The organism is Stenotrophomonas sp. Steno-Z4 (assembly GCF_056393145.1).
Genome location: NZ_JBWJPC010000003.1, coordinates 63633 through 89212 on the forward strand (window position 1 = coordinate 63633; position 25580 = coordinate 89212).

Sequence of the window (25580 nt, forward strand, 5' to 3'; positions counted from 1 at the left end):
CCCGAAACCCGCGTCGTTATTGGCTTTTCAGCTTGCGCGGGTAGGGGTGCGCTGGTATAAAAGCACCACTCGCAAGTCAGCAGACGCTGACGGGTGCGAATCGAGAACTTCACTGGCGTCCGGCCACGTAGCGGGCCGGATGCTTCACTGTCGAACATGCGGAATCCCCGCCAAAGGAGCTGTACAGAATGAACAAGACCGAATTGATCGACGCCGTTGCCGAATCCGCTGACCTGACCAAGGCCGAGTCGCAACGCGCTGTCGATGCCGTCATCGCTGCTGTCACCAAGGCCCTGAAGGGCGGTGATGCGGTGACCCTGGTGGGCTTCGGTACGTTCCAGGTGCGCGACCGCGCCGCCCGTACCGGCCGCAACCCGAAGACCGGCGACACCATCAAGATCGCTGCGTCGAAGAATCCGTCGTTCAAGGCTGGCAAAGCCCTGAAGGATGCCGTAAACTAAGCGGCTTGCTGGGGTGCTTAGCTCAGCGGTAGAGCGTCTCCTTTACACGGAGAGGGTCGGGGGTTCGAAACCCTCAGCACCCACCATGCACCGCCAGTAAAAGTTTGAAATGTGGAGCGGTAGTTCAGCTGGTTAGAATGCTGGCCTGTCACGCCGGAGGTCGCGGGTTCGAGTCCCGTCCGCTCCGCCAGTTTCAACGGGGCCCCTGAGCAATCGGGGGCCTTGTTTTCTGTAACAAGGCTGTAGAGTCGACTGTTAGTAGGCCGACTTTGAAAAAATAAACGCGGAGCGGTAGTTCAGCTGGTTAGAATGCTGGCCTGTCACGCCGGAGGTCGCGGGTTCGAGTCCCGTCCGCTCCGCCAGTTACAAAAAATCCTCGAAAAGCAGTACTTCGGGGTGGGTTTTCTGAATATCTTCGGATATAATGAGCGCCTGCAAAGTTTCAAGCGCGGAGCGGTAGTTCAGCTGGTTAGAATGCTGGCCTGTCACGCCGGAGGTCGCGGGTTCGAGTCCCGTCCGCTCCGCCAATTCTTGAAGGCCCCTGGTGCAAACCAGGGGCTTTTCTTTTTGCTGCGATGCCCGGGCGCCGGGCGCCCCCTGTTGGGGAGTGGCGCGAAGCGGGGTACACTGCCGGATTCGCCAATCGGGCCTTGATTTCTCCCATGCTGCAGAAACTTCGCGACAAGACCTCGGGCTGGATCGTTACCGTGATCCTGGGGCTGCTGATGATTCCGTTCCTGTTCGTGATCGACTCCAGCTACCTGGGTGGTGTCGGCGCGCAGAACGTGGCCAAGGTGGCAGCGCCGCCGACCTGGTGGCGCTCGGCGCCGTCGTGGTGGCCGATGTCCTTCCTCTGGCAGCACCATGAAATCAGTGCGGAAGAATTCCGTACCCGTTTCGAGCAGGCGCGCCAGCAGGCCCGCCAGCAGCAGGGCGAGAACTTCGACCCGCGCCAATTCGAAAGCGCCGAGAACAAGCGCGCCGTGCTCGACCAGATGATCGATGAGAAGGTCGTGCGCCTGGCCGGCGAACAGTCCGGCATCGTCATCGGCGACGCCGCCGTGCGCGAAACCATCGCCTCCATCCCGGGCTTCATCGGCCCCGATGGCAAGTTCAACCAGGACCAGTACCGCCTGGCGCTGACCACCGGCAACCCGCCGCGCACCCCGGCGCAGTTCGAAACGCTGGTGCGCGAGAGCCTGCAGCAGTCGATCATTCCGCAGGCGCTGCAGGAATCGGGTTTTGTCACCAGCGTGGAGGCCGAGCGGCTGATGAAGCTGCTGGGCGAAACGCGTGACGTGGAAATCGCCGCGCTGCCGGAGCTGCCGGCCGATACGGCAGAAGTGACCGACGCACAGATCAAGCAGTGGTACGACAGCCACCCGAAGGATTTCCGCCAGCCGGAAACCGTGTCGCTGGAGTTCGTGGAAATCAACGCGGCCGCGCTGCCGCCGGCGGCCGCCGCCGATGAAGCCACCCTGCGCAAGCGCTACGCCGACGAGAAGGCGCGCTTCTCCACGCCCGAAGCCCGTCTTGCATCGCACATCCTGATCGCCGCCGATGGCAGCGACCCGGCCAAGCTCAAGGCCGCTGAACAAAAGGCCGCCGCACTGGCTACGCAGGCCAAGGCGCCGGGGGCGGATTTCGCCGCGCTGGCCAAGGCCAACTCGGACGACACTGGCTCCAAGGCCACCGGTGGTGACCTGGGCTGGGTGGAACGCGATTCCATGGTCAAGCCGTTCGAAGACGCGCTGTTTGGCATGAAGGCAGGCGAGGTGAGCGCACCGGTCAAGACCGAGTTCGGTTACCACGTGCTGCAGCTGCGCGAGGTCCGTGGTGGCCAGCAGCGTCCGTTCGAGGAGGTCCGCGACCAGCTCGCCGCCGAACAGCTCAAGGCCGACAACGAAGGCGCGTTCTCCGAACTGAGCGGCCGCCTGGTCGACCAGGTCTACAAGAACCCGACCTCGCTGCAGGGCGCGGCCGATGCGCTGAAGCTGAAGGTGCAGACCCTCGGCCCGTTCACCCGCGACACCGCCAGTGGCATTGCCGCCAACCCGGCAGTGCTGCGCGCGGCGTTCTCCGATGTGCTGGTGCAGGACGGCACCGTGAGCGACCCGATCGCGATCACGCCCGACCACAGCGTGATGATCCGCGTGACCGACCACAGCCCGGAACAGGCATTGCCGCTGGACAAGGCCCGCGACGGCGTGATCGCCGCGATCCGCGCCGACCGCAACCGCCAGGTCTCGGCCAAGGCCGCTGACGCGCTGCTGGCCAAGCTCAACGCCGGGCAGACCCTGCAGGCGCTGGCCGCCGAAGAGAAGCTGCAGCTCAGCCCGCTGCCGGGCCTGCCGCGCACCCAGCCGGTGCCGACCCCGGAGATCAACCGCGCCGTGTTCGCCGCCCCGGCCCCGGCCGAAGGCAAGCCGAGCTATGGCAAGGTCGCCGTGCAGGACCGTTACGTGGTGTTCGCGGTCAACAAGGTGACCCCGCCGAACCTGGCTGAGGTCCCGGCCGAGCAGAAGCAGCAGTTCAAGGAGCAGCTGGACCAGATAGACGGCATGGCCTCGGCCAAGGCCTTCATCCAGGCCATGCGCAAGCACTACAAAGTGCAGGTCGAAGAAGCCAACCTCTAAGGGTTGGCTGGCGTCCGCTTACGAAAAAGGCCCGGCAATGCCGGGCCTTTTTTTTGTTGCGCCTTATCCGCCTCAATCCTCGACGCGCAACACCGCACCGGGCTTGAGCACGCTGCTGCCGCTGAGGTTGTTCAGCGACAGCAGCGCCTTGAGTGGCATCCCGTAGCGCTTGGCAATCGTCCACGCAGACTCGCCGTTGCGCACGGTGTGGCGGCGCGCCTTGGGGCGGTCCGCGCTGGCAACGGCGCGGCTGGCGACCTGGGTCTGCGTACGCGGGCTGACCGTGTCCGGCACGGGCGCGTCAGCCTGGGCCAGCATCACCGAAGGGTCCACCGGCGCGTGGGTGGCCGGGGCCAGCACGGTCACCTGGCCGCTGGGGCGGCCCTTGCCGCTGGCCAGGGCCGGATTGAGCCGGGCGATGCGCGCCGGGTCCAGCGAGCGCTGTACGGCCCACTGCTGCACGCTGGTGCCGGCTGGCAGGGTGTGGCCCTTCAGCACCGGCACGGTGCGGTCCAGCGATGCCATCACCGCCGGCGTGGTTTCAGCGTTTTCCAGCACGCAGGCCAGCGCGTGCAGCTTCTCCACGTACGCGTAGGTCACCGGCGACAGCCCCGGCAGCTCGGCAGGGCGCGCGTTCTGCGCGTTCATGCCGGCCTTGCGCAGCGACTGCAGCACGCGGTATTCGCCAGCGTTGTAGGCCATGGTGGCCAGGCGCCAGTCGCCGCCGAACATCCCATGCAGGGTCTTGAGGTAGCGCACCGCGGCCTGGGTGGAATCGGCCGCCGACAGCCGGCCGTCGTAGCCGCTGGTCATCTGCACGCGGTGGTTCCTGGCGGTGGAGGCGATGAACTGCCACAGCCCGGCCGGGCCGGCCCCATTGCGCGCGTTGGGCCGGTAGCCGCTTTCCACGAACGGAATCAGCGCGAATTCAGTGGGCAGGTTGGCAGCGCGCAGCTCTTCGACCACATAGCCGAACAGCACCAGTGCATCGTCATCCTGGTTGGCCAGGCGCGAGGGCGCATGGGCGAACTGTTTCTGCCAGCGTGGGCTGGTGGCCTCGACGTCGCAGGTCGGCTCGGCCAGGCCATCGCGGAAACTGGCGAAGATGTCCTGGCCGTTGCGGACCGAAGCGGGGGGCAGGGCAGTACCGTCCAGCGGCAACTGCGACAAACCGGCCACGTTCTGCGACATCCCCGCACTCAGCGACTGGGCGCCCGCGGTGCCGGCGATGGCGATCGCCAGGCCTGCCGCGAGCGGCAACCATCGCCGACTCATGTTCGGAATCCGTCTTTCCAGCCCCGCAGACCTGCCAGGACATCGACTTCATCGGTGACGGGACGACCGAGGTGCTGGCTGACGGCAGCGCGGACAGCGGCGTTATCGGTTCGCAGGAACGGGTTGCATTCCAGCTCGCTTGCCAACGTAACGGGCAGCGTAGGGCGTTCATCGCGGCGCATGGCCAGTGCCTCCTCATGGCGTCGCGCGAGCGCGGCGTTGGCGGGGTCGACATGCCGCGCGAAGACGGCATTTGACACGGTGTATTCATGGCCGCAGCACAACAACAGGTGCGGCGGCAGGGACGCCAGCTTGTGCAGGGAAGCCAGAAGCTGGGGTGGCGTACCTTCGAACATCCGGCCACAGCCCAGGCTGAACAGCGCATCTCCGCTGAAAAGATGTTCAGCGCTGTGAAATGCGATGTGGGTCAGGGTGTGTCCGGGCACGGATACTACGTCGATCTCGAGCCCCAGTGCCTGAATGCGTTCACCTTCCCCTACCCGGCGGGTGGCGCCGGGAATGCGCGGATCGTGCGGGGCGATCACGTCCAGCCCCGCAAACCGGGCCTGCAGCTCCGCCACGCCGCCGATGTGGTCGTCGTGGTGGTGAGTGAGCAGGATCGTGTGCGGGCGCCAGTTCTGCTGCGCTGCGGCGGCCACCACGGGGGCCGCCTGGCCGGGGTCGACCACGATCGCGCGGCCGTCGTCGGCGACCAGCGCCCAGATGTAGTTGTCCGCGAATGCGGGTAGGGCAGTCAGTCGCATAGAATTGGACCATGCCCGCCGCGCCGAGCCCCCGTCAAGCTTCCGTCGCATCCTGGTTTGATACTGAACCGGCGCAGGCGCTGCGTGAGCTGGAGCGCAAGGCCCTGGAGCCGGTGCTGGCCTCGCACCCGCTGAACCCCTGGTTGTGGATCGCGCCGACCCCGGCCTGGCTGGAAGATGCCGCGCTGCCGGGGCAGGGCGTGCGCCTGCACCGCAGCGCGGGCGGCTACACCGGCGACGTTACCTGCTCGCTGCCGCTGCCGTTCCAGACCGAGAGCCTCAACGCCATCGTGCTGCAGCACGTGACCGCCCGCGACGCCGAGCAGCTGATCGCCGAATGCGAGCGGGTCCTGATGCCCGGCGGGCGGCTGTGGCTGTCCACGCTCAATCCGTTCAGCCCATTCCGCAGCCAGTGGCGCCGGCACGGGTTGGTGGTGCGCACCCCGCAGCGGCTGCGCCACACGCTGGAGCGGGCCGGGCTGGCCTGCGACGACCTGGCCTGGCTGGGCCCGATGTGGCACAGCCGCGCGCCCGAGCGCGGCAGCATCGCCGCCCTGCGCGCGGCCTGCCTGTTCACCGCCGAAAAACGCACCCTGGCCCTGCCAGGACCTACGCCACTGCCGGTTCGCCGTTGGCACGGCACCGTGGCGACCTGATCTGGAGTTGTATTGAAAACCATTGAAATCCACACCGACGGTTCCTGCCTCGGCAATCCCGGCCCCGGCGGCTGGGCCGCGTTGATGCGCTACAAGGGGCACGAGCGCGAGCTGAGCGGTGGCGAAGCGCACACCACCAACAACCGGATGGAGCTGATGGCCGCCATCTCCGGCCTGGAAGCACTGACCGAACCGTGCGAGATCGTGCTGTTCACCGATTCGCAGTACGTGCGCCAGGGCCTGACCCAGTGGCTGCCGGGCTGGATCCGCAAGAACTGGAAGACCGCCGGTGGCGACCCGGTCAAGAACCGCGACCTGTGGGAGCGGCTGCATGCGGCCACCCAGAAGCACAGCATCGACTGGCGCTGGGTGAAGGGGCATTCCGGTGACCCGGACAACGAGCGGGTGGATACGCTGGCGCGCGACGCCGCGATCCGGATCCGTGCCGCCGGCCCGGTACACTAAGCCCATGCGCCAGATCATCCTCGATACCGAAACCACCGGCCTGGAATGGCGCAAGGGCAACCGCATCGTCGAAATCGGCTGCGTGGAACTGCTCGAACGCCGCCCGAGCGGCAACAATTTCCACCAGTACCTCAAGCCGGACTGCGAGTTCGAACAGGGCGCGCAGGAAGTCACCGGGCTGACCCTGGAGTTCCTGGCCGACAAGCCGGTGTTCGCGCAGGTGGCCGAAGAATTCCTGGCCTACATCGACGGCGCCGAGCTGATCATCCACAACGCCGCGTTCGACCTGGGCTTCCTGGATTACGAACTGTCGTTGCTGGGCGACCAGTACGGGAAGATCACCGACCGCTGCACGGTGATCGATACGCTGAAGATGGCGCGCGAGCGCTATCCGGGCCAGCGCAACTCGCTGGATGCGCTGTGCAAGCGGCTGGGCGTGGACAACGCGCACCGCCAGCTGCACGGCGGCCTGCTCGATGCGCAGATCCTGGGCGATGTGTACATCGCCCTGACCTCCGGCCAGGAGGAAATCGGCTTTGGTTCAGCCGATGACGTCCGCCCGGGTACGGCACACGCGCAGGCCTTCGATACCAGCCGCCTGTTGCCGCGCCCGCGCGTGGTGGCAACGGCCTCGGAACGGGAGGCGCACGAAGCGCGCCTGGCCAAGCTGCGCAAGAAAGCCGGGCATGCCATCTGGGATGGCCCGAAGGTGGAAGAGGCCGTCGCGTAGAGGCATCACGACCAACGGTCGTGATCTACCCCGGGCACGGACCGTCGAATGCGGGTATGTCACGACCGTTGGTCATACGCGTATCCCGGTAGGTCACGACCGTTGGTCGTGACGGGCATCCCGGTAGGTCACGACCGTTGGTCGTGACGGGCATTCCGGTAGGTCACGACCGTTGGTCGTGACGGGCATTCCGGTAGGTCACGACCGTTGGTCGTGACGGCTGCCATCAATGGCAACGCACCAGAATCACCGTGATGTTGTCCGACCCGCCCCCATCCAGCGCCGCGGCCACCAGCGTATCCACGCACTCCTGCGCGCTGGCGTCGTCGTAGGCCAGGGTGCGGGCGATGCCGGTGTCTTCCACTTCCTCGGTCAGCCCGTCGCTGCACAGCAGCAGCTGCATGCCCGGGCGCAGCTCGCCGGCGGTGGTGGCCACGTTCAGGTGGGCCGGATCGGTCACCCCCAGTGCCTGGGTCACCACGTTGCGGTGCGGGTGCGCGCGCGCCTCTTCGGCCGTCAGGTTGCCCTGCGCCACCATTTCCTGCACCACGCTGTGGTCCTGGCTGAGCTGTGCCAGCTTGCCGTCGCGCCACAGGTAAGCGCGGCTGTCGCCGACCCAGGCCACTTCATAGCGGTTGCCCTGGACCCGGGCGGCCACCACGGTGGTGCCCATCGGCAGGCTGTCGTTGCGGCGGCGCGAGGTGCGGATGATTTCCTCATCGGCCACCCGGATCGCGTGCGCCAGCGTGGCGCCCTGGCGGATCTCGCGCACGATGGTCTCGCGCGCCAGCGCGCTGGCTACTTCGCCACAGGCGTGCCCGCCCATGCCATCGGCCACCAGCCACAGTGACAGCTCCCCGTCCCCGTAGTAGGTGTCCTCATTGAGATCACGGCGCAGGCCAGGGTGGGTCAGGTGTCCGAATTCGATCATGGAGGTGCGCAGGCCAGGAGTGTCATTGCTGAGGGATAACGGCATGATCGCGGCCCTGCGGACATCCGGCAAGGCATCGATACAGAAGAAATTCATCGGAAGCGCGGGAATGGCTTGCCGTCGGCGGCTCCTGACCGTATTATTCGCTCCCCGGTTCGCCGGGGACCATCTGGAGAGGTGGCAGAGCGGTTGAATGTACCTGACTCGAAATCAGGCAGGCGTTTATAGCGCCTCGGGGGTTCGAATCCCCCCCTCTCCGCCAGACACGCAAAAAAGGCCGCCCTTTGGGTGGCCTTTTTTGCGTCTCTGACGTTCGAGGGGGGGATTGCAACGGCGCGTAGCGCCGTTGCCCCCGCGATGCTTCCTCTCCCCGCCCCTGTCGGGGCAGCCCCTCAACAGAGGGGCTTGTTACGGCGTTGGGGTGTGCGAACGGTGAGGGGCGGGCGCTGCGCTTCGCTGGGTTCGCTAGACTGGTCTCATTCAAAACGGAACATCCCCCCTATGACCGCTGAAATTTCTGTTCCCGTGTCCTTTGGCGAATTGCTCGACAAGATCTCCATCCTGCAGATCAAGTCCGAGCGCATCAGTGATCCGGGCAAGCTGGCCAACATCCGGGCCGAGCTGAGTGCGCTGGAGAAGACCTGGATGGCGCATCCGGCCGGCGGCACGGATATCGCCAAGCTGCGCATGGAGCTGAAGGACATCAATGAGCAGCTCTGGGATATCGAGGACAACATCCGGCTGAAGGACCAGGCCGCTGAGTTCGATGAGGCGTTCGTCGCCCTGGCGCGCAGCGTCTACCAGAAGAACGACACCCGCGCCCGGATCAAGAAGGACATCAACCTGGCGCTGGGCTCGGTCTACGTCGAAGAGAAGTCCTACAAGGATTACAGCGGGCGCGGCTGATCGGCCACGTAGCGTTCGAAGGCGGCAATGCCGTCGTCGACCGTGATCAGCTGCATCACGTCATCGAACTCGATCTTGGTGCCCCAGTTGAGTTCGCTGGCCGGCTTGCCCAGGAACTTCCGCGCCGCGTCGTCATAGCGGTCCACGCAGTAGCGGCGGTCCGAATAGGGGCCACTGCGGTGCGGGTTGCTGGCCGCGTGCAGGCCCAGCACCTTGGTGCCCATCGCGTTGGCGATGTGCATCGGGCCCGAATCCGGGGTCATCACCAGCGCCGCGCGGGCCAGCAGGGCCGGCAGCTGCTTGAGGGTGTCCTTGCCCACCAGGTCCAGCGCGGGGGTGGTGAGCTGGGCCTGGATGGCGTCGGCCATGCCGCGCTCCAGTTCGCTGCGGCCCCCGCACAGCACCACCCGCCAGCCGCGTGCAACCGCATGGTTGGCCACTGCCGCGTAGCGGTCGGCATACCAGTTGCGGCGTACGTGGCTGGAGCAGGGCGAGATCATCAGCACCGGCCGGCCATCGTCCTGCCATTGCGCCTGCGCCCATTCCACCGCCGCCGGCGGGATCGCCAGGTCCCAGCTGACCTCGGTCTGGCGGATCCCCAACGGTTCGCAGAAGCTGCCGATCGCATCCAGCACGTGGATGCCGGGGCGGTCGGGGATGCGTTCGTTGATGAAAAGACCGTGCAGGTCCTTGGAGCGCGCCTTGTCGTAGCCGATCCGGCGCACCGCGGGAACGAACGCCGACAGCACATTGGCGCGGAAGGCCACCTGCATCTGCAGCAGCGCCTCGAAGCGGCCCGGCGGCAGCGACGCGCGCAGGGCGCGCATGCCGGCCAGGCCGGTCTTCTTGTCGTAGGCATGGAACACCACGCCCGGCAGGCCGTCCAGCAGCTTGTGCCCGGCCTTGTCGATGATCCAGTGCAGCTCGGTCCCCGGCCGTGCCTGCTGCAGGGTGCGCACCAGCGGCACCACGTGGGTGACATCGCCCAGCGCGGACAAACGCAAAAGACACAAGGAAGAGGACGCTGATGCCATGGTGTTGTTAGACTCGAAGGAATGGTCGCATTCGACGCCACTGAAGCGCTGACGCCCTGCCGCGATGGACGCGGCATGGGTGCCATTCTGTTCGACCGCGAACGGCTGCGGCAAGCCGAGATGAGCCTGTTCTCCCCGGGCCACTGGGGTGACCGGGCGCGCCCGGTCGGCGATGGTGGACGGGGCGGGGCCTGGTTCGTCGATGCGCCGTTCGGCCATTGCGTGCTGCGCCAGTATCTGCGCGGCGGCATGGCGGCCAAGCTGAGCCACGACCAGTACCTGTGGCGGGGCGCCAACCGCACCCGCAGCTTCGCCGAGTTCCGCCTGATGCGCGCCCTGCGCGCGTTGAAGTTGCCGGTGCCGCGCCCGATCGCCGCGTTCTACATGCGCGAAGGCATGCGCTACCGCGCGGCGATCCTGATGGAACGCCTGGAAGGCGTGCGTTCGCTGGCCGACCGCGCGCTGGTGGCCGGGCGGGGCGCACCCTGGGAAGAGACCGGCAGGCTGATCGCGCGTTTCCACCGCGCCGGGCTGGACCATGCCGATCTCAACGCCCACAACATCCTGTTTGATGCCAACGGCCACGGCTGGTTGATCGATTTCGACCGTGGCGTGCAGCGCATCCCGGCCACCGCCTGGCGCGAGCGCAACCTCAAGCGCCTGCACCGGTCGCTGGTGAAGCTGCGCGGCGAGCGCAGCCACGACGAGGTCGAGAAGGACTTCGCGCGCCTGCGCCGGGCCTACGACCTGGCCTGGAACCGGGGCTACTGATGGACTGGGCACTGCGCTTCATGGGGGTCGGCAACGCGTCGGCCGTGCAGCTGGGTTCGCCGATGGCGGTGATCGAGCGCGGTGGCGAGCCATGGCTGACCATCGACTGCGGCGGCGAGGGGCTTACCGCTTACCTCGCCCAGTACGGGCGCATGCCGGAGGCGCTGTTCGTCACCCATGTGCACCTGGACCACGTGGCCGGCTTCGAGCGGCTGTTCGTGGATGCCTACTTCTCGTCGCAGCGGCGCGGCCGCATCCGGCTGTACGTACCCGCCACCGTGGTGCCGCTGCTGCACCGGCGCGTGGCCGATTACCCCAACGTGCTGGCCGAAGGTGGCGCCAACTTCTGGGATGCCTTCCAGCTGATCGTGGTGGGCGAAGCGTTCTGGCATGACGGCGTGCGCCTGGAAGTGTTCCCGGTCCGCCACCACTGGCCCGAAACCGCCTACGGCCTGCGCCTGCAGGGCGCGCTGGTGTGGAGCGGCGACACCCGCCCGATTCCGGAAATGTTGGCGCGCTACGCCGGCGACAACGAACTGATCGCGCACGACTGCGGGCTGCACGGCAACCCATCGCACACCGGCGTGGACGATCTCGAACGCGAATACAGCGCCGAACTGCAGGCGCGGATGATGCTTTACCACTATGCGAGCGAGGCCGATGGCGAAGCGCTGCGGCAGCGGGGGCATCGGGTCGCGATGCCGGGCGAGTGCGTGGCGTTGGCCGAGCCAACGGCTCCCAGGCCCACGGCCTGATCAGCCAAACGTGGAATGGACCGCCCAAACGGGTGACGGCCCCGCCGGCTGACCTCGGCGCCCGCGTCGATCGATACCGTTGCTGCCTTCCGGCCCTGGCGGGATTTTCGACCTAGCGTCGCGAGGGGCCGACGGGGCCGCCATAGAGACGTTGCACCGAAGTGCAGTCACCCAGTATAGCGCGGCGTAGCCAAGCGCGGTAGATCCGCAAGCGCGGTAGATCCGACTGTTAGTCGGATTCGGCACTTGGCGCAGAACCTCCCAAGTAGCGACACGCCGCGCGTGTCCCCGACCCACCCTGACCACCTCGTAACCCCCAACACGCTTTTGGCCCCCATCCTGCGCCCCATCCCCTAGAATCGCCCTCACCGTAGAGCGGGGCGCTGCCCCGCCGCACGCACCCCAGGAGGAACGGCCTCCCCCATACCGGGCAACAATGACCAGGACGACCTGGCCCCATAAGGAGGGCCACATGGCCTGGATCTATCTGCTTGTTGCTGGTGTTCTGGAAATCGTCTGGGCGTTCTCGATGAAGCAATCCGAGGGTTTCACCCGGCTCACCCCGTCGCTCATCACCTTCGCCGCCATGGCTGCCAGCTTCTGGCTGCTCGCCCTGGCCATGCGCACGCTGCCGCTGGGCACCGCCTACACGATCTGGACCGGCATTGGCGCGGTCGGCGCGTTCATCGTCGGCATCGTGTTCCTCGGCGAGCAGGTCAGCGCGATGCGCATTGCCGCGGCGGTGCTGATCGTGAGCGGGCTGGTGCTGATGAAGGTGTCGAGCGCGTAACGGCGGAAGGAGACGGCGGGTTCAGCCTTGAACCCGCATCTCCCGCCAGGCCGAACGCAGCACCCGCAACGCTGAGCGCAGGAACATCACCAGCAAGGCGGCGGCGATCAACAGGTCCGGCCAACCCGCGCCGAACGCCCACACCGCGAGCGCGGCCAGCAGCACCGCCACGCCCTCGAAAATGTCATTGCGCGAGCATTCCCACGCCGAGGCCATGTTGACGTCGCCGTTGCGGAACGGATTCAGCAACCACAGGCACACACCGTTGGCGGCGAGGTTCAGCGCACCGGCAATGCCCATGCCTTCAAACAGCGGCACGGCCGGGTGGGTGAGCCGCCAGCCGATCTGCACGGCTACGGCAATGGCCGCGCAGAGAATCAGCAGCCCTTTCAACAACGCCACCCGTGCCTTGGCCTGCATCGATGCGCCGACCACGGCCAGGCTGATCGCGTAGGTCAGTGCGTCACCCAGGTTGTCCAGGCTGCCGGAGAGCAGGGAGGAGGAATGGCTCCACCAGGCCGCGGCCGCCATCATCACGAAGGTGGCGAGATTGATCGCCAGGACGATGCGCAGGACGCGGCGCTGCTTCGCCTGAAGGGTGGCGACATCGACGATTTTTCCGCAGCCGCAGCAGTCGGACATGGGGGTAGGGGATCTGAAGGGGGTACCCCATTGTAGAGCCACGCCATGCGTGGCTTCGCGGTGCTGGGCGGAGGGCAGCCACGCAGGGCGTTGCTCTACCTGCCGGACGGTGGACGTCCGCGTCGCGAAGAGCGATAGGCGCAGGTTGGTCTGCGCCCCGCTGAACTGGTGCGAAAAAAGCGAGAAATGGGGCATGAGCCACCTGCCAGCAGAATGCTGGTCTGCCTTGGCAGGCACCATTACGACAGTCGGGTGCGCAAGGACGGCTACCTGCCGTGCGATCTGGTGAACCAGCTGGAGGCTTCGCTCGCCAGCACGTCAGTGATCGAGACGCACCGGCACATGACGGCCGTGGTCAGCGCGAGCGATCGGGATGACGGCCATGGAAACAAGGTCCGCGACAGGGCGATCCTGGAGCTGCAGGCTCGTAAGCCGAGAGCTGAGGTCTACTTCGTGGTTGCGAAGGGAGACTTCATCCGGCCCAAAAAGCAACAAAGCCCCGGATCGGGGCTTTGGCTTGTACACACCTCCCCGGATAACAGAAAAGGCCGGCGGCAGGGGCATGGGCAATCAGTCCCCGGATAACAAAAACGGCCGACGGCACTGACTGCAACGGGATGCTATCTCGTGTCCGGCGACATGGTAATGCATGAAAATGTGGAAGTGAGCTGCATTCATGAGGACAGGCTAAGGCCCAACTGGCCTCCTGTCCTGGATCAGCAGGCCGAGCGCCATGTCCACCGCATCCAGTCCGGGGCCATGCCCTTCGACCACTACTCCTGTAACGGTGAATCCGAGCGTGGCGTAGAACGCCTGCGTGTGTTGGCTGGTACCCAGAACGACCCGGTGGGCACCCATGGCGCGCGCCTGAGCCAATCGCGCCAATGCGAGCGCCCGTCCCAAGCCCTTCCGGTGGAAGGCCCGGTCCACCATTCCCCAGCAAAATGTGGCAGTGCCGTCTTGGTCAAAGTCCAGGCCGCCACAAGCAACGAGCCTTCCCTTGTCTTCCAGCACGAAATAGTTGGCCAATTGTTCCGGCTGCTGAAGGTACCTAGCGAAATCCGCGCGTTCATGGGCGCCGAAATACGTAGGGACGTTGCTGTCGAACACGCTCAGGCACGCGGCGACGTCGGCAGACTGGAACGGTCTCATCCCTTGATCACCTGCACACACGGCATTGGTTCGTCGGACATGGGGAGGGCAGCCACGCAGGGCGTGGCTCTACGAAAGGGGCACCCTTCGGGCGGCGTTGCTTGTCCGGCGGGTTGGTCGATCTTGGCACGTCGTGGGCGGTTCCGTTGCGGGGGATTGCGGGGCCCATCCATGGGCCCCGCCCCAACGCGCGCTCGGCGCGCGTTGGGGCCAGCCATTCGGCTGTCCGGATTCGCTCCGGGCGAATCCGTCGAACCCCGTCCGCGTGTCTCGTCCACCGACTCTCCGCCGGGCAAACGCAAAAGGCCGCCCATTGGGCGGCCTTTTGCGTTTGTCTGGCGGAGAGAGGGGGATTCGAACCCCCGAAGCGCGGTTTAGACGCTTACACACTTTCCAGGCGTGCTCCTTCAACCACTCGGACACCTCTCCGGACCTGCTGCATTGACGCTGCAGGGGCGCAGATTCTAGCCGGGGAATGCGATTGGCACAAGCACCACGATCACCCGGCTGGGGGGCTGGACAGGCGTGGCACAATGGACGTCCCGATGAAGACGGTGGCCTGATGTCCTATCTCGTCCTTGCCCGCAAGTGGCGTCCGAAGCGTTTTGCCGAGCTGGTAGGCCAGGAACACGTGGTCCGTGCGCTCAGCAATGCGCTGGACAGCGGCCGGGTGCACCATGCATTCCTGTTTACCGGCACCCGAGGGGTCGGCAAGACCACCATCGCGCGCATTTTCGCCAAATCGCTGAATTGCGAGCAGGGCACCAGCGCCGATCCCTGTGGCCAGTGCCCGGCCTGCCTGGATATCGATTCCGGGCGCTATATCGACCTGCTGGAGATCGATGCCGCGTCCAACACCGGCGTGGATGATGTCCGCGAGGTGATCGAGAACGCCCAGTACATGCCCTCGCGCGGCAAGTACAAGGTCTACCTGATCGACGAAGTGCACATGCTGTCCAAGGCGGCATTCAATGCGCTGCTGAAGACGCTGGAAGAACCGCCGGAACACGTGAAGTTCCTGCTGGCCACCACCGACCCGCAGAAGCTGCCGGTCACGGTGCTGTCGCGCTGCCTGCAGTTCAACCTCAAGCGGCTTGACGAGGACCAGATCCAGGGCCAGATGACCCGGATCCTGGCCGCCGAAGAAATCGAATCGGACCCGACCGCGATCGTGCAGCTGGCCAAGGCCGCCGACGGCAGCCTGCGTGATGGCCTGTCGCTGCTCGACCAGGCTATCGCCTATGCCGGTGGCGCGCTCCGCGAAGACGTGGTGCGCACCATGCTGGGCACCGTGGACCGCACCCAGGTGGCGGCCATGCTCGAGGCCCTGGCCGACGGCGATGGCGTGCGCCTGCTGCAGGTGGTGGCCGCGCTGGCCGAATTCTCGCCCGACTGGAGCGGCGTGCTGGAAGCGCTGGCCGAAGCCCTGCACCGCATCCAGGTGCAGCAGCTGGTGCCCGGCGCCCAGGCCGACGGCGACGGCATCGATGCCGCCGCCTTCGCCCAGCGCCTGCGCCCGGAAGTGGTGCAGCTCTGGTACCAGATGGCACTCAGTGGCCGCCGCGACCTGCACCTGGCGCCCAGCCCGCGCGCCGGCTTTGAAATGGCCGTGCTGCGCATGTTGGCGTTCCGCCCGGCCGCTGCGGTGCCGCCGGTGCCGCGTGACCCGGGCACCGGAACCGAGGTGGGAAGTGGTTCGCACGGTGTCGGGCAGGGTGGCATGGCCGCCGCGCCGGCCGCCGTCGCCGCGCCCGTCGCCGCCGCCGTGGCCGCACCTGTGGCCGCTTCGGCACCGGCGGCCCCTGCGGCGCCCGTGGTCGCCCCGGCCGCGCCGAAACCGACACCTGCACCGGCAGCAGAACCCGCCGCCGAAGACGATCTGCCGCCGTGGCACCAGGCCGGCAGCGACGAGCGTGATGAAGCGTTGGCGGTGGAACTGGCCAGCCCCGACGCCGCCATGGCCGCGCCGTGGGAAGCCCCGCCGGTACGCGCGCCCGCGCCCGTCCAGGCGGTGGCACCCGCGCCGCGCCCGCAGGGCATCGCCATCAGCCCGTCGCCTGCGGTCGGCAATGCCGGTCCGGTCGCGCTGGCCTCGGCTGAAACCTGGCTGGAACTGGTCGCCCAGAGCCAGCTGAATGGTCCGTCGCGGCAGCTGGCCGCACATGCGGCCTTCATCGGGTTCCAGCATGGCGTCTTGAAACTGGCCGTATCGCCCGGATTTGAGTACCTGTGTTCGGACCGTTCGCTGGCGGCCCTGACCGAGGCCCTGTCGGGCCCGCTCGGGATGACCCCGAAGATCGTGATCGAACATGGCAACGCCGAGGCCGAAACGCTGCACCAGCGTTCCGACCGCCAGCGTGGCGAACGACAGCAGGCGGCCGAAACCGCCTTCATGGCCGACCCGTCGGTGCAGCTGCTGATCCAGCAGCATGGCGCCCGGGTCGTGACCGATTCCATCCGTCCTTTTGATGAGTAACACGACATGCGCGGCAACATCGCCCAACTGATGCAGCAGGCCCAGAAGATGCAGGAAAACCTGCAGAAGGCCCAGGAAGAACTCGCCAAGCTGGAAGTCACCGGCACTGCCGGCGGCGGCATGGTCAGCGTGACCCTGACCGGCGCCAAGGAGTGCCGCAAGGTGCGCATCGATCCGTCGATCCTGTCCGATGCGGAAATGACCGAAGACCTGGTCGCGGCCGCCTTCAACGACGCCTCGAACAAGATCGATGCCGAATCCAAGAACCGCATGGGCTCGGCCACGGCCGGCATGCAGCTGCCGCCCGGCATGAAGCTGCCGTTCTAAGCGTGAGCCTGCCCCTGCTCGAACAGCTGATCGAGGCCTTCCGGGTACTGCCCGGGGTGGGTCAGAAGACCGCCCAGCGCATGGCCTACCACGTGCTGGAGCGCGAGCGCGAGGGCGGCAAAAAGCTGGCCGAGGTCCTGGCCAAGGCGATCGAGCGCATCGGCCATTGCGCGCAGTGCCGCGATTTCAGCGAAACCGAAATCTGCGCGGTGTGCGCCAATGGCAGCCGCGAACGCCAGCAGCTGTGCGCGGTGGAATCGCCGGCCGACCGGCTGGCCATTGAAACCGCCACCGGGTTCCGCGGCGTGTACTTCGTGCTGCAGGGGCGGCTGTCGCCGCTGGACGGCGTCGGCCCGCGCGAACTCGGCCTGGACCAGCTGGAAGCACGGCTGGGGCAGGGCGAGGTGCAGGAGCTGATCATCGCCACCAGCGCCACCGTCGAAGGCGAGGCCACCGCGCATTACCTGGCGCAGCTGGCGCGCGCCCACAAGGTGCGGCCCAGCCGGCTGGCGCAGGGCCTGCCGCTGGGTGGCGAGCTGGAATACGTGGACCGCGGCACCCTCTCGCACGCGTTCGGCACCCGTACCGAAGCAACCTGACCACCGGCGTTGCCGGCAACCTTCAAGGTGACCCATGTCTGAAGACACCCTGTTCGGAAAGATCATCCGCCGCGAAATTCCGGCCACCATCGTCTACGAAGATGACGAGGTGCTGGCGTTCAAGGACATCGCGCCGCAGGCGCCGGTGCACGTGCTGTTCATTCCCAAGAACGAAGCCATTCCCACGCTGGACGACGTGCAGCCCTCGCAGGCGCACCTGATCGGCAAGCTGGCGTTGGCGGCGGCAGCGTACGCACGCCGCGAGGGCTTCGCGCAGGATGGCTACCGCATCGTCATGAACTGCCGCGAGCACGCAGGGCAGACGGTGTTCCATATCCATCTGCACCTGTTGGCCGGCGCGCCGTTGGGGCACTTCGGTACGCCGAGTGCATGAAAAAAAATCGCCCCGAAGGGCGATTTTTTTTTACCACCAACCCCAACCGCGGTAGCCCCAGCCGGGACCCCAACCCGGGCCCCACGGGCCATACGGATAGACCGGCACCACATCCACCTGGCGCTGTTCCGGCCACAGGTAGATCACGTCGGCCTCCAGCTTGGGCAGGCGGTACTCGTAATCGCCGATGCGGGTGTTCTCGTAGCCGGCGATCTTGCCGATGAAGGTCACGTCGCGGCCTTCCTCGAACACGGCCGGATCGTAGAAGCCGGCACGGCAGGCCACGAAGCGGCCATCGCTGGCGTCATTGGAGCTGGTGTTCGGGCGGCCGCTGCCATTGAGCGGGCGCGACAGCAGCTGGAAGCAGGTCTGGCCCTGGCCTGGGGTGGTTTCGATGATGCGTCCGCCCCAGCGGACCGGCGTGCCCACCTGCTGGGTGGCGACCGAATCGCGTGGGCTGACCACGCTGAACTGCCCCTGCAGCGGTTTGGGGGCCGTGGCACAGGCGGCCAGCGCCAGCGACGCGGCAAGGGGAAGCAGGATCTTGACGTTCATGAGGTTGCTCCGGTGGACGGGCGATGCCTGTGCAGGTCACGCACGAGTGAAGGGTCGAGCTCAGCGCCAGCGTAGCGCGCGTGAACGAAACGCTGGCTGAGCGGAATCAACGCCGGGTCGGGACGTTGCCGGTGGACGCGCTGCGCCCACTCCGTGGCGGTTTCCGCAGGTTCCCGGGCCAGGCCATGCCGCGCGTAACGCCGCCCCAGCCGGTGCCAGGCCCGCAGCAGGGGATCGCGCTCGCGCTCCCCTCGGGCCAGCAGCCATGCCATCCAGCCTAGCGCGCCGCCTGCGAAGGCAATGAAAATGCCAACCAGCTGCGCCGGCTCCAGCTTGTCGATGCCAAGGGGACGCAGCAGCTGCTGCTGGCGGTTGGCGTCGAAGGACAGCACCAGGTCGTTCCAGCTGCGGCGCAGGAAATCGCCCACCTGGCCCAGCTGCAGCCAGCGGCCTTCCAGGGTGGTGCCGGCGCCGTCGCCCAGGCGGTCTTCCAGCGTGTCATAGATGCGCTCGGGGGCGACCGCCGCGGTCGGGTCCACCCGTACCCAGCCGCGCTGCGGCAGCCACACTTCGGCCCAGGCATGGGCATCCATGCGCCGCACCACGTAGTAGTTGCCATAAGGATTGCGCTGGCCGCCGGCAAAGCCGGTCACCACCCGTGCGGGAATGCCGGCGTTGCGCATCAGCACTACGAACGAAGAACTGAAGTGCTGGCAGAAGCCGGCCTGCTGGTCGAACAGGAACTCGTCCACGCTGTGCCGGCCCGGCGCCGGCGTTGAAAGCGTGTACGCGAAGCGCGAGCGGATCCAGTCCAGCGCCCGCGCCACGATGGCCGCATCGTTGCTGCCCGCCTCCTGCCGCCACTGCCGGCCCAATGCCGCCGTGCGCGGGTTGAGGTCGGGCGGCAGTTGGAGTGCCAACTGCCGCTGGAACGCGCTGAGCGGCTCGGTGTACGCCGCCGCCGGGGCCGACTGCAGCCGCCAACGGGTGAGTGCCGACAGGTTGCGATCGCTGCGCAGGCTGTAGGTGCCATCCAGCGTGGTGCCGGCCGGTGCCTGCAGGGGCAGGTCCAGCGCCACCAGCTGGCGGCGGTCGGTGGGCTCGTAGTCGATCTGGTAGTCCCAGCGCGCCGCGCTGCGGGTCACCGGCGGTGGCGGGCGTCGCTCGCTGTAGGGATCGCGGTCCCAGCGCCGACCGTCGAAGCGGGTCATCACCGGCCCGCGCCAGTAGCGCTGCTCAGGCGGGGGCGCGGCACCGATGAAGCTCACCCGCAGCGCGGTGGCGTCATCGGCCATCAGGTCCAGCCACTCGGAGGGTTCCATGTGGTCGGACAGGCCGGGCTTGCCCACCGCGCGGTCCGGCAGCCCCCACAGCGGCTCGCTCAGTCGCGGGAACAGCCAGAACGCGGCCAGCGCCAGCGGCAGGCCCAGCGCCACCAGCTTGCCCACCCCGCGCAGCTGTTCGGCCAACGCGGCGCCGGGCGCATGCCCTTCCGCGCGGGCCAGGCGCTGCAGGGTGAGCAGCGTGGCCAGCGCCGCCAGTACCGCCAGGCCCATGGTCAGCGGGCCCTGGTCGAGCAGGAACGCAGCGAACGGGGCGAACAGCGCAAAGCCCAGCAGGCTGCGCGCATCGCGCAGGCTGCGCAGCTCGCTGGATTTCACTGCCAGCATCGCCGCCAGCAGCGCACAGCCGGTATCGCGGCCCGGGCGGGCGCCCATCTGCCAGTAGATCGCGGCCAGCATGCCCAGCACCAGCAGCACGCGAACCGGACCGGGCAGCACGCGTTGCCCGGACACCAGAGCGGTGAGCACCGCCGCCACGGCGAACACGCTGGCCAGCAGCGGCGGCAGCTGCAGCAGCAGTGGCACCAGGGACAGCGCCGCGCTGGCCAGGGTCCAGCGGCGGGCGGCGGGTGACAGCAGCGGGGCGGAAGGGTCAGCCATGCGGCATCAGCGCCAGTGCGCGTTGGCAGAGGTGGTGGTGGCTGCTGCCCTGGCCGGGACCCAGCGGCAGTTGGCCGGGGAGCTGCAGCGTGTAACGGCGGCCTTCGCGTTCGGCCAGGTCGACCCAGCGCGCCAGCCGCGAGATCTTCATTTCCAGCGGCAGCGGACCCATCTGCCGCCAGTCCAGCAGCACGTCCACGCCCAGCGGCCTCTCGTACTCGCGTACCAGCAGCGTGTCGCGGCGTGCGGAGTGCTTCCAGGAAATGCTTCGCTGCGGGTCGCCCGGCCGGTAGGGGCGCAGCTGGTGCAGTTCATCGCCACTGGCATGCACGCGGGTGTGCAGGGGGTCGCCATCGCCCTCGGGCAGCGGCGGTGGCTGCTGCTCGGGCGCGGCGTAGACCAGCAACGGCGTGTCGGGCCACACCCATGACCATGCCCGCACCAGCCCCAGCGGCTGGGTGGTGGAAATGCGGATGCGGTCCACGTCCACCCAGCCGCGACGCGTGGTGGGCAGCAACAGGTCCACTTCGATCTGGTCGGTATCCACCAGGTGGCCGTAACCCTGGCTGTCGCCCAGCGCCAGCACCAGGCCGCGACGCACGCGCGTATCGGCACGCGACAGGTTGATGCGCAGGCGCAGCGTGGCGCCGGCCACCACCGGTTCGGCCGACACCGCATCGATCTGCAGGCCCGACAACTGCAGGTGCGCGCTGAGCGCGCTGGCAACGGCCACCGTGGCCAGCAGCAGCGCCAGCAGCAACGCCGGGTTGTTGTTGTAGTTCAGCGCGCCCAGCAGCATCGTCCCCAGCAACAGGGCCACGAACAGGCCGAAGCGGGTCGGCAGCACGTAGATGCGGCGGCGGTCCATGCGGCGCGGCAGGCTCTCCGGCTGCCGTGGCCGGGCCATCAATACCAGCCTGCGCCAGCGGTCTCCCCAGCCGCTGCGCACTCAGTCCACCGGAACGGTCTGGAGGATGGCGCGGGCCAGCGCCGGTCCGGTGCTGGCCTCGGCTTCGGGCACCAGTCGATGTCCGGCCACAGCGATGAACAGCGTCTGCACGTCTTCGGGCACCACGTGGGTGCGGCCCAGCAGCAGGGCATGTGCTTTGGCCGCACGCAGCAGCGCCAGCCCCGCGCGCGGCGACAGGCCGACCCGCACGCCGGCGTGTTGGCGGCTGCGCGCGAGCAGTGCCTGTACGTATTGGATCAGCGCTTCGCTGGCATGCACCTGGCTGACTGCCTCGCGCAGGGCACGCACCTGGTTGTCATCCAGGCAGGCGGTGGCCTGTGCGATCAGGTGGCGGCGGTCGGTGCCGCGCAGCAGCTCGCGTTCGGATTCGGGGTTGGGATAGCCCAATGCAAGCCGCAGCAGGAAGCGGTCCAGCTGCGAATCGGGCAGCGGGAACGTGCCCGAAAGATCTACCGGGTTCTGGGTGGCGATCACGAAGAAGGGATCGGGCAGTGGATGGGTCACGCCATCAAGGGTGACCTGCTGCTCGGCCATTGCTTCGAGCAGCGCGCTCTGCGTGCGTGGCGGCGCGCGGTTGATTTCATCGGCCAGCAGCACGTGCGTGAAGACCGGGCCGGGATGGAACTGGAACTGGCGACTGGCGGCCTCGTAAACCGAGACGCCGAGCACATCGGCGGGCAGCAGGTCCGAGGTGAACTGCACGCGCTGGAATCCCAATCCCAGGCTGGAGGCCAGCGCGTGGGCCAGCGTGGTCTTGCCCAGGCCGGGCAGGTCCTCGATCAGCAGGTGCCCACCGGAGAGCAGCGCGACGAATGCCAGGCGGACTTCATGGGCCTTGCCCAGCACCAGCCCATTGACCTGGTCCTGCGCGTTGCGCAGGGACTGTCGCAGTTCTTCGGGTAGCATGGCGGGCACGCGGGGCGAAGTATCCATGTCCGTCTCGTGTCGATGATTCCTTCGATTCTATAGAGCAATGCAGGGCGAACAACGCGCACGCACAATTTTTTTGGTGTTGTGGACGCTCATCACGGCCGTCAAGCTCGTGGTGGCCGCGCGTCTGCCCTTGTTCGTGGACGAAGCGTTCTATTGGCAGGAAGGCCAGCACCTGGCCGCCGCCTATTCCGATCTGCCCGGGCTGACCGCCTGGCTGGCACGCCTGGGCGTGGAGCTGGGCGGCAACCACGTGCTGGCGCTGCGCCTGCCGTTCCTGGCGATCGGCGCGATGCTGCCGTGGCTGGTCTCACGCATCGCTACCCGCTGGTTTGGCGCGGTGGCGGGCTGGCAGGCAGGCAGCCTGACCGTGTTGATGCCCCTGTCGGCCACGCTGGGCATGCTGGCCGTGCCCGATGTGCCGATGGCGCTGGCGGCGGTGCTGTGCCTGGATGCCGGCGCGCGCCTGCTGCGCAACGTCGATGCGGCGGCGGCGGTGAAGCTGTCGTTGGGGCTGGTGATCGGCGCGCTGAGCCATTACCGCTTCATCGGCGTGATCGTGGTCGGTTTCATTGCCCTGCTGCTGTTGCCGCAAGGGCGGCGCACGCTGCGTGATCCGCGCGTGTGGGTCGCGCTGGCGGTGGGCGTGATGGCCTGGCTGCCGCTGCTGGCGTGGAATGCCGATAACCAGGATGCCGGCCTGAAGTTCCAGGTGGTCGAACGCCACCCGTGGGCATTCCAGTGGAGTGGCCTGTGGTTCCTGGTGATCCAGCCGATGCTGGTCACGCCGATCCTGTGCATCGCGATGTGGAAGGTGGCGCTGGCCGGCACCCGTTCCGGCGGTGGCGCGCGCGCGCAGTGGCGCTACTTCGGCCTGGTGGGGGCGGTTTCCACGCTGGCAATTTTTGCGCTGGGTTTCTTCACCGACGTGGAGCGCATCAGCTTCCATTGGCCGCTGCCTGGCTACCTTGCGCTGCTGGTGGCGGTGCCGGTGGTGCTCAATGGCTGGCCGCGCTGGCTGCGCCGCACCGGCTGGTGGCTGGCCGGGGCAGGGCTGGCACTGGCGTTCTCCTATTACCTGATGGCCTCCAGTCCGGGCCTTCGCGAGCAGCTGGCCGGCGACAAGTATTACCCGCGCAATTTCGCCGGCTGGGCGCCGCTGGCCGATGAGGTGCGCAAGGAGCTGGCGGGCATGCCGCCGGGCACGCGCGTACTGGCCGGCAACTTCAAGGTAGGGGCCGAGCTGGGCTTCCAGCTGCGCGATCCACGCATTGAAGTGCTGCGCCACCCGCTCAACGACAAGCACGGCCGCACCGCGCAGCTCGGCCTGTGGGGCCTGCTGCACGATGGCCAGCGCGATGGGCCGATGCTGCTGGTGCTCTCGCCCAGTGACCAGCGCTACCGCGACCTGCTGGAGCGCTACCACGACATCTGCGCGCAGGTGGGCCCGTTGCCGCCGCCGCGCGTAGTCAGCCAGGACCATGGCTACCAGCGCTTCCTGCTGTTCAAGCTGCCCGCGCAGCGCATCGATGGCCCCTGCGTGACCCCGGCCATGGCCTGGGTGGATGCGCCCCTGCAGGATGAGAAGGTGGCCGAGCGCATGGAAGTGCGCGGGTGGGCGTTCAAGGACGGCGTAGGGCTGTCGCGCGTGGAGCTGTCGATCGATGGCCAGCCGGTAGGCGATGCGGTGTACGGTCGCGCGCGTGACATCACGGCCGCGTGGAAGATCTCCACCGATCCCCAGCACCCGCACGTGGCCTTCGATGCCACGCTCGACACCCGCCAGCTCGCGCCGGGCAAGCATTGGCTGGGCATGACGCTGTATGGCAACGATGGCAGCGTGGAGCAGTGGCAGGAACAATCTTTCATCGTTCCGGCACGCTGATCGCCTGGATCGGCGTCAGGGCAGGGTGTAGCCAGCCTGCCGCAGCAGCCCGCCGAGGGCGATCAGCGGCAGGCCGATCAACGCGGTCGGGTCGCGGTTGTCGATCGCCTCGAACAGCGTGATGCCCAGTCCCTCGCACTTGAAGCTGCCGGCGCAGTCCAGCGGCTGCTCGGCCGCCACGTAGCGGGCAATCTCGTCCGCGCCCAGTGCCCGGAACCGGACCTCGGTCAGGTCGCAGGCCTCCAGCATCTGGTCATCGCGGACCAGGCAGATCGCGGTATGGAAGGCCACCGTCTGCCCGGACATCGCCGCCAGCTGCGCGTGCGCCCCCGGCACATCGCCAGGCTTGCCCAGCGGGGTCCCGTTCAGGTCCGCGACCTGGTCCGAGCCGATCACCCACCGCCCCGGGTGGCGGGCGGCCACCTCGGCGGCCTTGGCCCGCGCCAGCCGGACGGCCAGCGCACGCGGCGCTTCGCCGGGGGCGGGAGATTCGTCCACCTCCGGCCGCGCCGTCTCCAGCGGCAGGCCCAGCCGTTCCAGCAGTTCACGGCGGTAACGGGAGGTGGAGGCCAGCAGCAGGGGAAGCATGCGACAATACCAGGGTGACAGGGGTGGGCGGCACTCTACCGCACGCCCTCGTGTCGCGGGTAATTGACAACCGCCGGCGGCATCCTTAACATTCAGCGGCTTATGTCCGCGAACGTGCCCGAATTGCTGGATGCCTGGCGGATGGTCGCAGCACGAAGGTGCTTCGACGGTCAGGTAGAACTGGCAGAAATGACCCGCCTGCAAGGCCTTGTTGCCGATACCGAGGGCAAGTGCACGTTTGCGCTTGAATTCGGCCACGACGACATCCTGCGGGTATCCTATGTGGACCTGACCATCGATACCGCGCTGCCGCTGATCTGTCAGCGCAGCCTGCAGCGCTTCCTGCTGCCGGTGTCGGTCAAGCAGCGGCTCGGCCTGATCCGCAGCGAAGACGAAGAGTCGTCGCTGCCGGAAGAGTACGAGGCGATGCTGGTGCCCGAAGACGGCAGCCTGCGTCCGCTGGACCTAGTCGAGGACGAACTGGTCCTGGCCGTGCCGGTGGTGCCGCTGTCACCCGAGGGTGAAGCGGTGGACCGGGACTGGGCACCGACCGAAGAAGAACAGAGCAAGGCCAATCCGTTCGCGGCATTGGCGGCGCTGAAGAAACAATAGCAGCCGGATTGTCGTCGGCGGCTGCGGCGAAAGCGAAGACTGTGCTGGGCGCTGGCGTCCTGCGCGACGATACGACGAAGCAAAAACGAACCGAGTTTGGAGCAATCCCATGGCTGTGCAGAAATCCCGTGTTACCCCGTCCCGCCGCGGCCAGCGCCGTTCGCATGACGCCCTGAGCGCCAAGCAGCTGTCCACCGACCCGACTACCGGCGAAGTGCATCTGCGTCATCACATCACAGCTGACGGTTTCTACCGCGGCAAGAAGGTGATCACGACCAAGTCGAACTCGGCCGTCGAAGAAGATTGATCTGTGTGAGGGCCGCTGCCCGGTCG

Annotated in this window: 28 protein-coding genes, 6 tRNA genes and 1 other RNA gene; 22 read left to right on the plus strand and 13 right to left on the minus strand. The window is 67.4% G+C overall.

All coding sequences use genetic code 11. From position 1 onward, the window contains the following. Positions 1-188: 188 nt before the first annotated feature. The 6 genes from AC06E7_RS08980 (at position 189) to AC06E7_RS09005 (ending at position 3097) form a co-directional block, all read left to right on the plus strand. Complete coding sequence (locus tag AC06E7_RS08980) at positions 189-461, plus strand: HU family DNA-binding protein (RefSeq protein WP_068849578.1); 273 nt, start codon at positions 189-191, stop codon at positions 459-461. An 11-nt stretch (positions 462-472) separates the two neighbouring features. Continuing rightward, positions 473-547, plus strand: a tRNA-Val gene (locus AC06E7_RS08985). 27 nt (positions 548-574) lie between these two features. Next, a tRNA-Asp gene (locus tag AC06E7_RS08990) sits at positions 575-651 on the plus strand. 95 nt (positions 652-746) lie between these two features. Next, a tRNA-Asp gene (locus AC06E7_RS08995) sits at positions 747-823 on the plus strand. 88 nt (positions 824-911) lie between these two features. After that, positions 912-988 (plus strand) — tRNA-Asp (locus tag AC06E7_RS09000). A gap of 135 nt (positions 989-1123) precedes the next feature. Then, positions 1124-3097 carry a peptidyl-prolyl cis-trans isomerase gene (locus AC06E7_RS09005; RefSeq protein ID WP_478064237.1) on the plus strand — a complete coding sequence of 658 codons (1974 nt, stop codon included), beginning with the start codon at positions 1124-1126 and terminating at the stop codon, positions 3095-3097. 72 nt (positions 3098-3169) lie between these two features. Here the strand turns inward: AC06E7_RS09005 and AC06E7_RS09010 are convergent, their stop codons facing one another. Further along, positions 3170-4372 carry a lytic transglycosylase domain-containing protein gene (locus AC06E7_RS09010; RefSeq protein ID WP_320459214.1) on the minus strand — a complete coding sequence of 401 codons (1203 nt, stop codon included), beginning with the start codon at positions 4370-4372 and terminating at the stop codon, positions 3170-3172. After that, entirely contained in the window at positions 4369-5136 is a 768-nt protein-coding gene (gloB, locus tag AC06E7_RS09015) for a hydroxyacylglutathione hydrolase (protein WP_478064239.1), read from the minus strand. Before gloB ends, AC06E7_RS09010 begins: the two co-directional genes overlap by 4 nt. A gap of 11 nt (positions 5137-5147) precedes the next feature. On the opposite strand from gloB, the gene AC06E7_RS09020 reads away from it, so the two are divergent. Genes AC06E7_RS09020 through dnaQ form a run of 3 tightly spaced genes read left to right on the plus strand, consistent with a single transcriptional unit; the run spans position 5148 to position 6987 of the window. After that, complete coding sequence (locus AC06E7_RS09020; protein WP_478064241.1) at positions 5148-5792, plus strand: hypothetical protein; 645 nt, start codon at positions 5148-5150, stop codon at positions 5790-5792. Positions 5793-5804: 12 nt separating this feature from the next. After that, positions 5805-6257, plus strand: a complete 453-nt coding sequence (gene rnhA / locus AC06E7_RS09025) for a ribonuclease HI (RefSeq protein ID WP_068849587.1) — start codon at positions 5805-5807, stop codon at positions 6255-6257. Between the two features lie 4 nt (positions 6258-6261). Next, positions 6262-6987, plus strand: coding sequence for a DNA polymerase III subunit epsilon (gene dnaQ / locus AC06E7_RS09030; protein ID WP_210131926.1), 726 nt, complete (start codon positions 6262-6264; stop codon positions 6985-6987). 226 nt (positions 6988-7213) lie between these two features. On the opposite strand, the gene AC06E7_RS09035 is transcribed toward dnaQ, so the two are convergent. Beyond that, positions 7214-7918, minus strand: coding sequence for a PP2C family protein-serine/threonine phosphatase (locus AC06E7_RS09035; RefSeq protein ID WP_478064604.1), 705 nt, complete (start codon positions 7916-7918; stop codon positions 7214-7216). Positions 7919-8089: 171 nt separating this feature from the next. On the opposite strand from AC06E7_RS09035, the gene AC06E7_RS09040 reads away from it, so the two are divergent. Beyond that, positions 8090-8180 (plus strand) — tRNA-Ser (locus tag AC06E7_RS09040). A 239-nt stretch (positions 8181-8419) separates the two neighbouring features. After that, positions 8420-8824: a DUF6165 family protein gene (locus AC06E7_RS09045; protein ID WP_184124965.1), complete on the plus strand. Its 405-nt coding sequence runs from the start codon at positions 8420-8422 to the stop codon at positions 8822-8824. On the opposite strand, the gene AC06E7_RS09050 is transcribed toward AC06E7_RS09045, so the two are convergent. After that, entirely contained in the window at positions 8806-9858 is a 1053-nt protein-coding gene (locus tag AC06E7_RS09050) for a glycosyltransferase family 9 protein (RefSeq protein ID WP_068849602.1), read from the minus strand. The genes AC06E7_RS09045 and AC06E7_RS09050 overlap by 19 nt on opposite strands. Positions 9859-9879: 21 nt before the next feature. Here AC06E7_RS09050 and AC06E7_RS09055 point away from each other — a divergent pair, with 21 nt between their 5' ends. Beyond that, a complete protein-coding gene (locus tag AC06E7_RS09055; RefSeq protein ID WP_068849604.1) occupies positions 9880-10629 on the plus strand; it encodes a 3-deoxy-D-manno-octulosonic acid kinase in 750 nt (249 codons plus the stop codon). Continuing rightward, a complete protein-coding gene (locus AC06E7_RS09060; protein WP_320459210.1) occupies positions 10629-11384 on the plus strand; it encodes an MBL fold metallo-hydrolase in 756 nt (251 codons plus the stop codon). The genes AC06E7_RS09055 and AC06E7_RS09060 overlap by 1 nt, the downstream gene beginning before the upstream one ends. Before the next feature lie 38 nt (positions 11385-11422). Here AC06E7_RS09060 and ffs read toward each other — a convergent pair. After that, an RNA gene (gene ffs / locus AC06E7_RS09065) (signal recognition particle sRNA small type) lies at positions 11423-11519 on the minus strand. A 337-nt stretch (positions 11520-11856) separates the two neighbouring features. Here ffs and sugE point away from each other — a divergent pair. Further along, positions 11857-12174 (plus strand): quaternary ammonium compound efflux SMR transporter SugE, encoded by a 318-nt coding sequence (sugE, locus tag AC06E7_RS09070; RefSeq protein WP_093533257.1) that lies wholly within the window; start codon positions 11857-11859, stop codon positions 12172-12174. Positions 12175-12195: 21 nt separating this feature from the next. Here sugE and AC06E7_RS09075 read toward each other — a convergent pair whose 3' ends face one another. Next, a complete protein-coding gene (locus tag AC06E7_RS09075; protein ID WP_478064243.1) occupies positions 12196-13011 on the minus strand; it encodes a cation efflux transmembrane domain-containing protein in 816 nt (271 codons plus the stop codon). 18 nt (positions 13012-13029) lie between these two features. Between AC06E7_RS09075 and AC06E7_RS09080 the strand changes: the two genes are divergently transcribed. After that, a complete protein-coding gene (locus AC06E7_RS09080) occupies positions 13030-13401 on the plus strand; it encodes a hypothetical protein (RefSeq protein WP_478064245.1) in 372 nt (123 codons plus the stop codon). Positions 13402-13503: 102 nt separating this feature from the next. Here AC06E7_RS09080 and AC06E7_RS09085 read toward each other — a convergent pair whose 3' ends face one another. Further along, on the minus strand, positions 13504-13968 hold the full coding sequence (locus AC06E7_RS09085; protein WP_478064247.1) for a GNAT family N-acetyltransferase: 465 nt from the start codon (positions 13966-13968) through the stop codon (positions 13504-13506). A gap of 336 nt (positions 13969-14304) precedes the next feature. After that, positions 14305-14397: transfer RNA gene (locus tag AC06E7_RS09090), tRNA-Ser, on the minus strand. A 133-nt stretch (positions 14398-14530) separates the two neighbouring features. Between AC06E7_RS09090 and dnaX the strand changes: the two genes are divergently transcribed. Genes dnaX through AC06E7_RS09110 form a run of 4 tightly spaced genes read left to right on the plus strand, consistent with a single transcriptional unit; the run spans position 14531 to position 17764 of the window. Continuing rightward, the gene (dnaX, locus tag AC06E7_RS09095) at positions 14531-16444 is read left to right on the plus strand and encodes a DNA polymerase III subunit gamma/tau (protein ID WP_478064249.1); all 1914 of its coding nucleotides are present in this window, start codon (positions 14531-14533) and stop codon (positions 16442-16444) included. Positions 16445-16450: 6 nt separating this feature from the next. Beyond that, complete coding sequence (locus AC06E7_RS09100) at positions 16451-16771, plus strand: YbaB/EbfC family nucleoid-associated protein (RefSeq protein WP_068849611.1); 321 nt, start codon at positions 16451-16453, stop codon at positions 16769-16771. Positions 16772-16773: 2 nt separating this feature from the next. Then, positions 16774-17370, plus strand: coding sequence for a recombination mediator RecR (gene recR, locus AC06E7_RS09105; protein ID WP_093533261.1), 597 nt, complete (start codon positions 16774-16776; stop codon positions 17368-17370). 34 nt (positions 17371-17404) lie between these two features. Further along, entirely contained in the window at positions 17405-17764 is a 360-nt protein-coding gene (locus AC06E7_RS09110) for a histidine triad nucleotide-binding protein (protein ID WP_095363679.1), read from the plus strand. A 30-nt stretch (positions 17765-17794) separates the two neighbouring features. On the opposite strand, the gene AC06E7_RS09115 is transcribed toward AC06E7_RS09110, so the two are convergent. From AC06E7_RS09115 to AC06E7_RS09130, 4 genes are read right to left on the minus strand one after another with little or no spacing between them, the layout of a single operon-like run. Beyond that, the gene (locus AC06E7_RS09115; RefSeq protein WP_068849617.1) at positions 17795-18319 is read right to left on the minus strand and encodes a Slp family lipoprotein; all 525 of its coding nucleotides are present in this window, start codon (positions 18317-18319) and stop codon (positions 17795-17797) included. Next, positions 18316-20262 carry a transglutaminase TgpA family protein gene (locus tag AC06E7_RS09120; protein WP_478064251.1) on the minus strand — a complete coding sequence of 649 codons (1947 nt, stop codon included), beginning with the start codon at positions 20260-20262 and terminating at the stop codon, positions 18316-18318. The genes AC06E7_RS09115 and AC06E7_RS09120 overlap by 4 nt, the downstream gene beginning before the upstream one ends. Then, positions 20255-21169: a DUF58 domain-containing protein gene (locus AC06E7_RS09125; protein ID WP_478064253.1), complete on the minus strand. Its 915-nt coding sequence runs from the start codon at positions 21167-21169 to the stop codon at positions 20255-20257. Before AC06E7_RS09125 ends, AC06E7_RS09120 begins: the two co-directional genes overlap by 8 nt. 42 nt (positions 21170-21211) lie before the next feature. Then, the gene (locus AC06E7_RS09130) at positions 21212-22165 is read right to left on the minus strand and encodes an AAA family ATPase (RefSeq protein WP_306989671.1); all 954 of its coding nucleotides are present in this window, start codon (positions 22163-22165) and stop codon (positions 21212-21214) included. 40 nt (positions 22166-22205) lie between these two features. Between AC06E7_RS09130 and AC06E7_RS09135 the strand changes: the two genes are divergently transcribed. Beyond that, positions 22206-24047 carry an ArnT family glycosyltransferase gene (locus tag AC06E7_RS09135; protein ID WP_478064255.1) on the plus strand — a complete coding sequence of 614 codons (1842 nt, stop codon included), beginning with the start codon at positions 22206-22208 and terminating at the stop codon, positions 24045-24047. A gap of 15 nt (positions 24048-24062) precedes the next feature. On the opposite strand, the gene AC06E7_RS09140 is transcribed toward AC06E7_RS09135, so the two are convergent. Then, a complete protein-coding gene (locus AC06E7_RS09140; RefSeq protein WP_478064257.1) occupies positions 24063-24635 on the minus strand; it encodes a Maf family protein in 573 nt (190 codons plus the stop codon). A gap of 102 nt (positions 24636-24737) precedes the next feature. Between AC06E7_RS09140 and AC06E7_RS09145 the strand changes: the two genes are divergently transcribed. Both AC06E7_RS09145 and rpmF read left to right on the plus strand, forming a co-directional pair. Continuing rightward, positions 24738-25247, plus strand: coding sequence for a YceD family protein (locus tag AC06E7_RS09145; protein ID WP_068849627.1), 510 nt, complete (start codon positions 24738-24740; stop codon positions 25245-25247). 109 nt (positions 25248-25356) lie between these two features. After that, the gene (gene rpmF, locus AC06E7_RS09150) at positions 25357-25554 is read left to right on the plus strand and encodes a 50S ribosomal protein L32 (RefSeq protein ID WP_068849629.1); all 198 of its coding nucleotides are present in this window, start codon (positions 25357-25359) and stop codon (positions 25552-25554) included. Positions 25555-25580: the final 26 nt, after the last annotated feature.

Excerpts from the sequence above, each read along its gene's own strand:
- AC06E7_RS08980 (WP_068849578.1), top strand. The coding sequence starts at position 189 with ATGAACAAGACCGAATTGATCGACGCCGTTGCCGAATCCGCTGACCTG.
- AC06E7_RS09005 (WP_478064237.1), top strand. The coding sequence starts at position 1,124 with ATGCTGCAGAAACTTCGCGACAAGACCTCGGGCTGGATCGTTACCGTG.
- AC06E7_RS09010 (WP_320459214.1), bottom strand. The coding sequence starts at position 4,372 with ATGAGTCGGCGATGGTTGCCGCTCGCGGCAGGCCTGGCGATCGCCATC.
- gloB (WP_478064239.1), bottom strand. The coding sequence starts at position 5,136 with ATGCGACTGACTGCCCTACCCGCATTCGCGGACAACTACATCTGGGCG.
- AC06E7_RS09020 (WP_478064241.1), top strand. The coding sequence starts at position 5,148 with ATGCCCGCCGCGCCGAGCCCCCGTCAAGCTTCCGTCGCATCCTGGTTT.
- dnaQ (WP_210131926.1), top strand. The coding sequence starts at position 6,262 with ATGCGCCAGATCATCCTCGATACCGAAACCACCGGCCTGGAATGGCGC.
- AC06E7_RS09035 (WP_478064604.1), bottom strand. The coding sequence starts at position 7,918 with ATGATCGAATTCGGACACCTGACCCACCCTGGCCTGCGCCGTGATCTC.
- AC06E7_RS09045 (WP_184124965.1), top strand. The coding sequence starts at position 8,420 with ATGACCGCTGAAATTTCTGTTCCCGTGTCCTTTGGCGAATTGCTCGAC.
- AC06E7_RS09050 (WP_068849602.1), bottom strand. The coding sequence starts at position 9,858 with ATGGCATCAGCGTCCTCTTCCTTGTGTCTTTTGCGTTTGTCCGCGCTG.
- AC06E7_RS09055 (WP_068849604.1), top strand. The coding sequence starts at position 9,880 with ATGGTCGCATTCGACGCCACTGAAGCGCTGACGCCCTGCCGCGATGGA.
- AC06E7_RS09060 (WP_320459210.1), top strand. The coding sequence starts at position 10,629 with ATGGACTGGGCACTGCGCTTCATGGGGGTCGGCAACGCGTCGGCCGTG.
- sugE (WP_093533257.1), top strand. The coding sequence starts at position 11,857 with ATGGCCTGGATCTATCTGCTTGTTGCTGGTGTTCTGGAAATCGTCTGG.
- AC06E7_RS09075 (WP_478064243.1), bottom strand. The coding sequence starts at position 13,011 with ATGCCCCATTTCTCGCTTTTTTCGCACCAGTTCAGCGGGGCGCAGACC.
- AC06E7_RS09080 (WP_478064245.1), top strand. The coding sequence starts at position 13,030 with ATGCTGGTCTGCCTTGGCAGGCACCATTACGACAGTCGGGTGCGCAAG.
- AC06E7_RS09085 (WP_478064247.1), bottom strand. The coding sequence starts at position 13,968 with ATGAGACCGTTCCAGTCTGCCGACGTCGCCGCGTGCCTGAGCGTGTTC.
- dnaX (WP_478064249.1), top strand. The coding sequence starts at position 14,531 with ATGTCCTATCTCGTCCTTGCCCGCAAGTGGCGTCCGAAGCGTTTTGCC.
- AC06E7_RS09100 (WP_068849611.1), top strand. The coding sequence starts at position 16,451 with ATGCGCGGCAACATCGCCCAACTGATGCAGCAGGCCCAGAAGATGCAG.
- AC06E7_RS09110 (WP_095363679.1), top strand. The coding sequence starts at position 17,405 with ATGTCTGAAGACACCCTGTTCGGAAAGATCATCCGCCGCGAAATTCCG.
- AC06E7_RS09115 (WP_068849617.1), bottom strand. The coding sequence starts at position 18,319 with ATGAACGTCAAGATCCTGCTTCCCCTTGCCGCGTCGCTGGCGCTGGCC.
- AC06E7_RS09120 (WP_478064251.1), bottom strand. The coding sequence starts at position 20,262 with ATGGCTGACCCTTCCGCCCCGCTGCTGTCACCCGCCGCCCGCCGCTGG.
- AC06E7_RS09125 (WP_478064253.1), bottom strand. The coding sequence starts at position 21,169 with ATGGCCCGGCCACGGCAGCCGGAGAGCCTGCCGCGCCGCATGGACCGC.
- AC06E7_RS09130 (WP_306989671.1), bottom strand. The coding sequence starts at position 22,165 with ATGGATACTTCGCCCCGCGTGCCCGCCATGCTACCCGAAGAACTGCGA.
- AC06E7_RS09135 (WP_478064255.1), top strand. The coding sequence starts at position 22,206 with ATGCAGGGCGAACAACGCGCACGCACAATTTTTTTGGTGTTGTGGACG.
- AC06E7_RS09140 (WP_478064257.1), bottom strand. The coding sequence starts at position 24,635 with ATGCTTCCCCTGCTGCTGGCCTCCACCTCCCGTTACCGCCGTGAACTG.
- AC06E7_RS09145 (WP_068849627.1), top strand. The coding sequence starts at position 24,738 with ATGTCCGCGAACGTGCCCGAATTGCTGGATGCCTGGCGGATGGTCGCA.
- rpmF (WP_068849629.1), top strand. The coding sequence starts at position 25,357 with ATGGCTGTGCAGAAATCCCGTGTTACCCCGTCCCGCCGCGGCCAGCGC.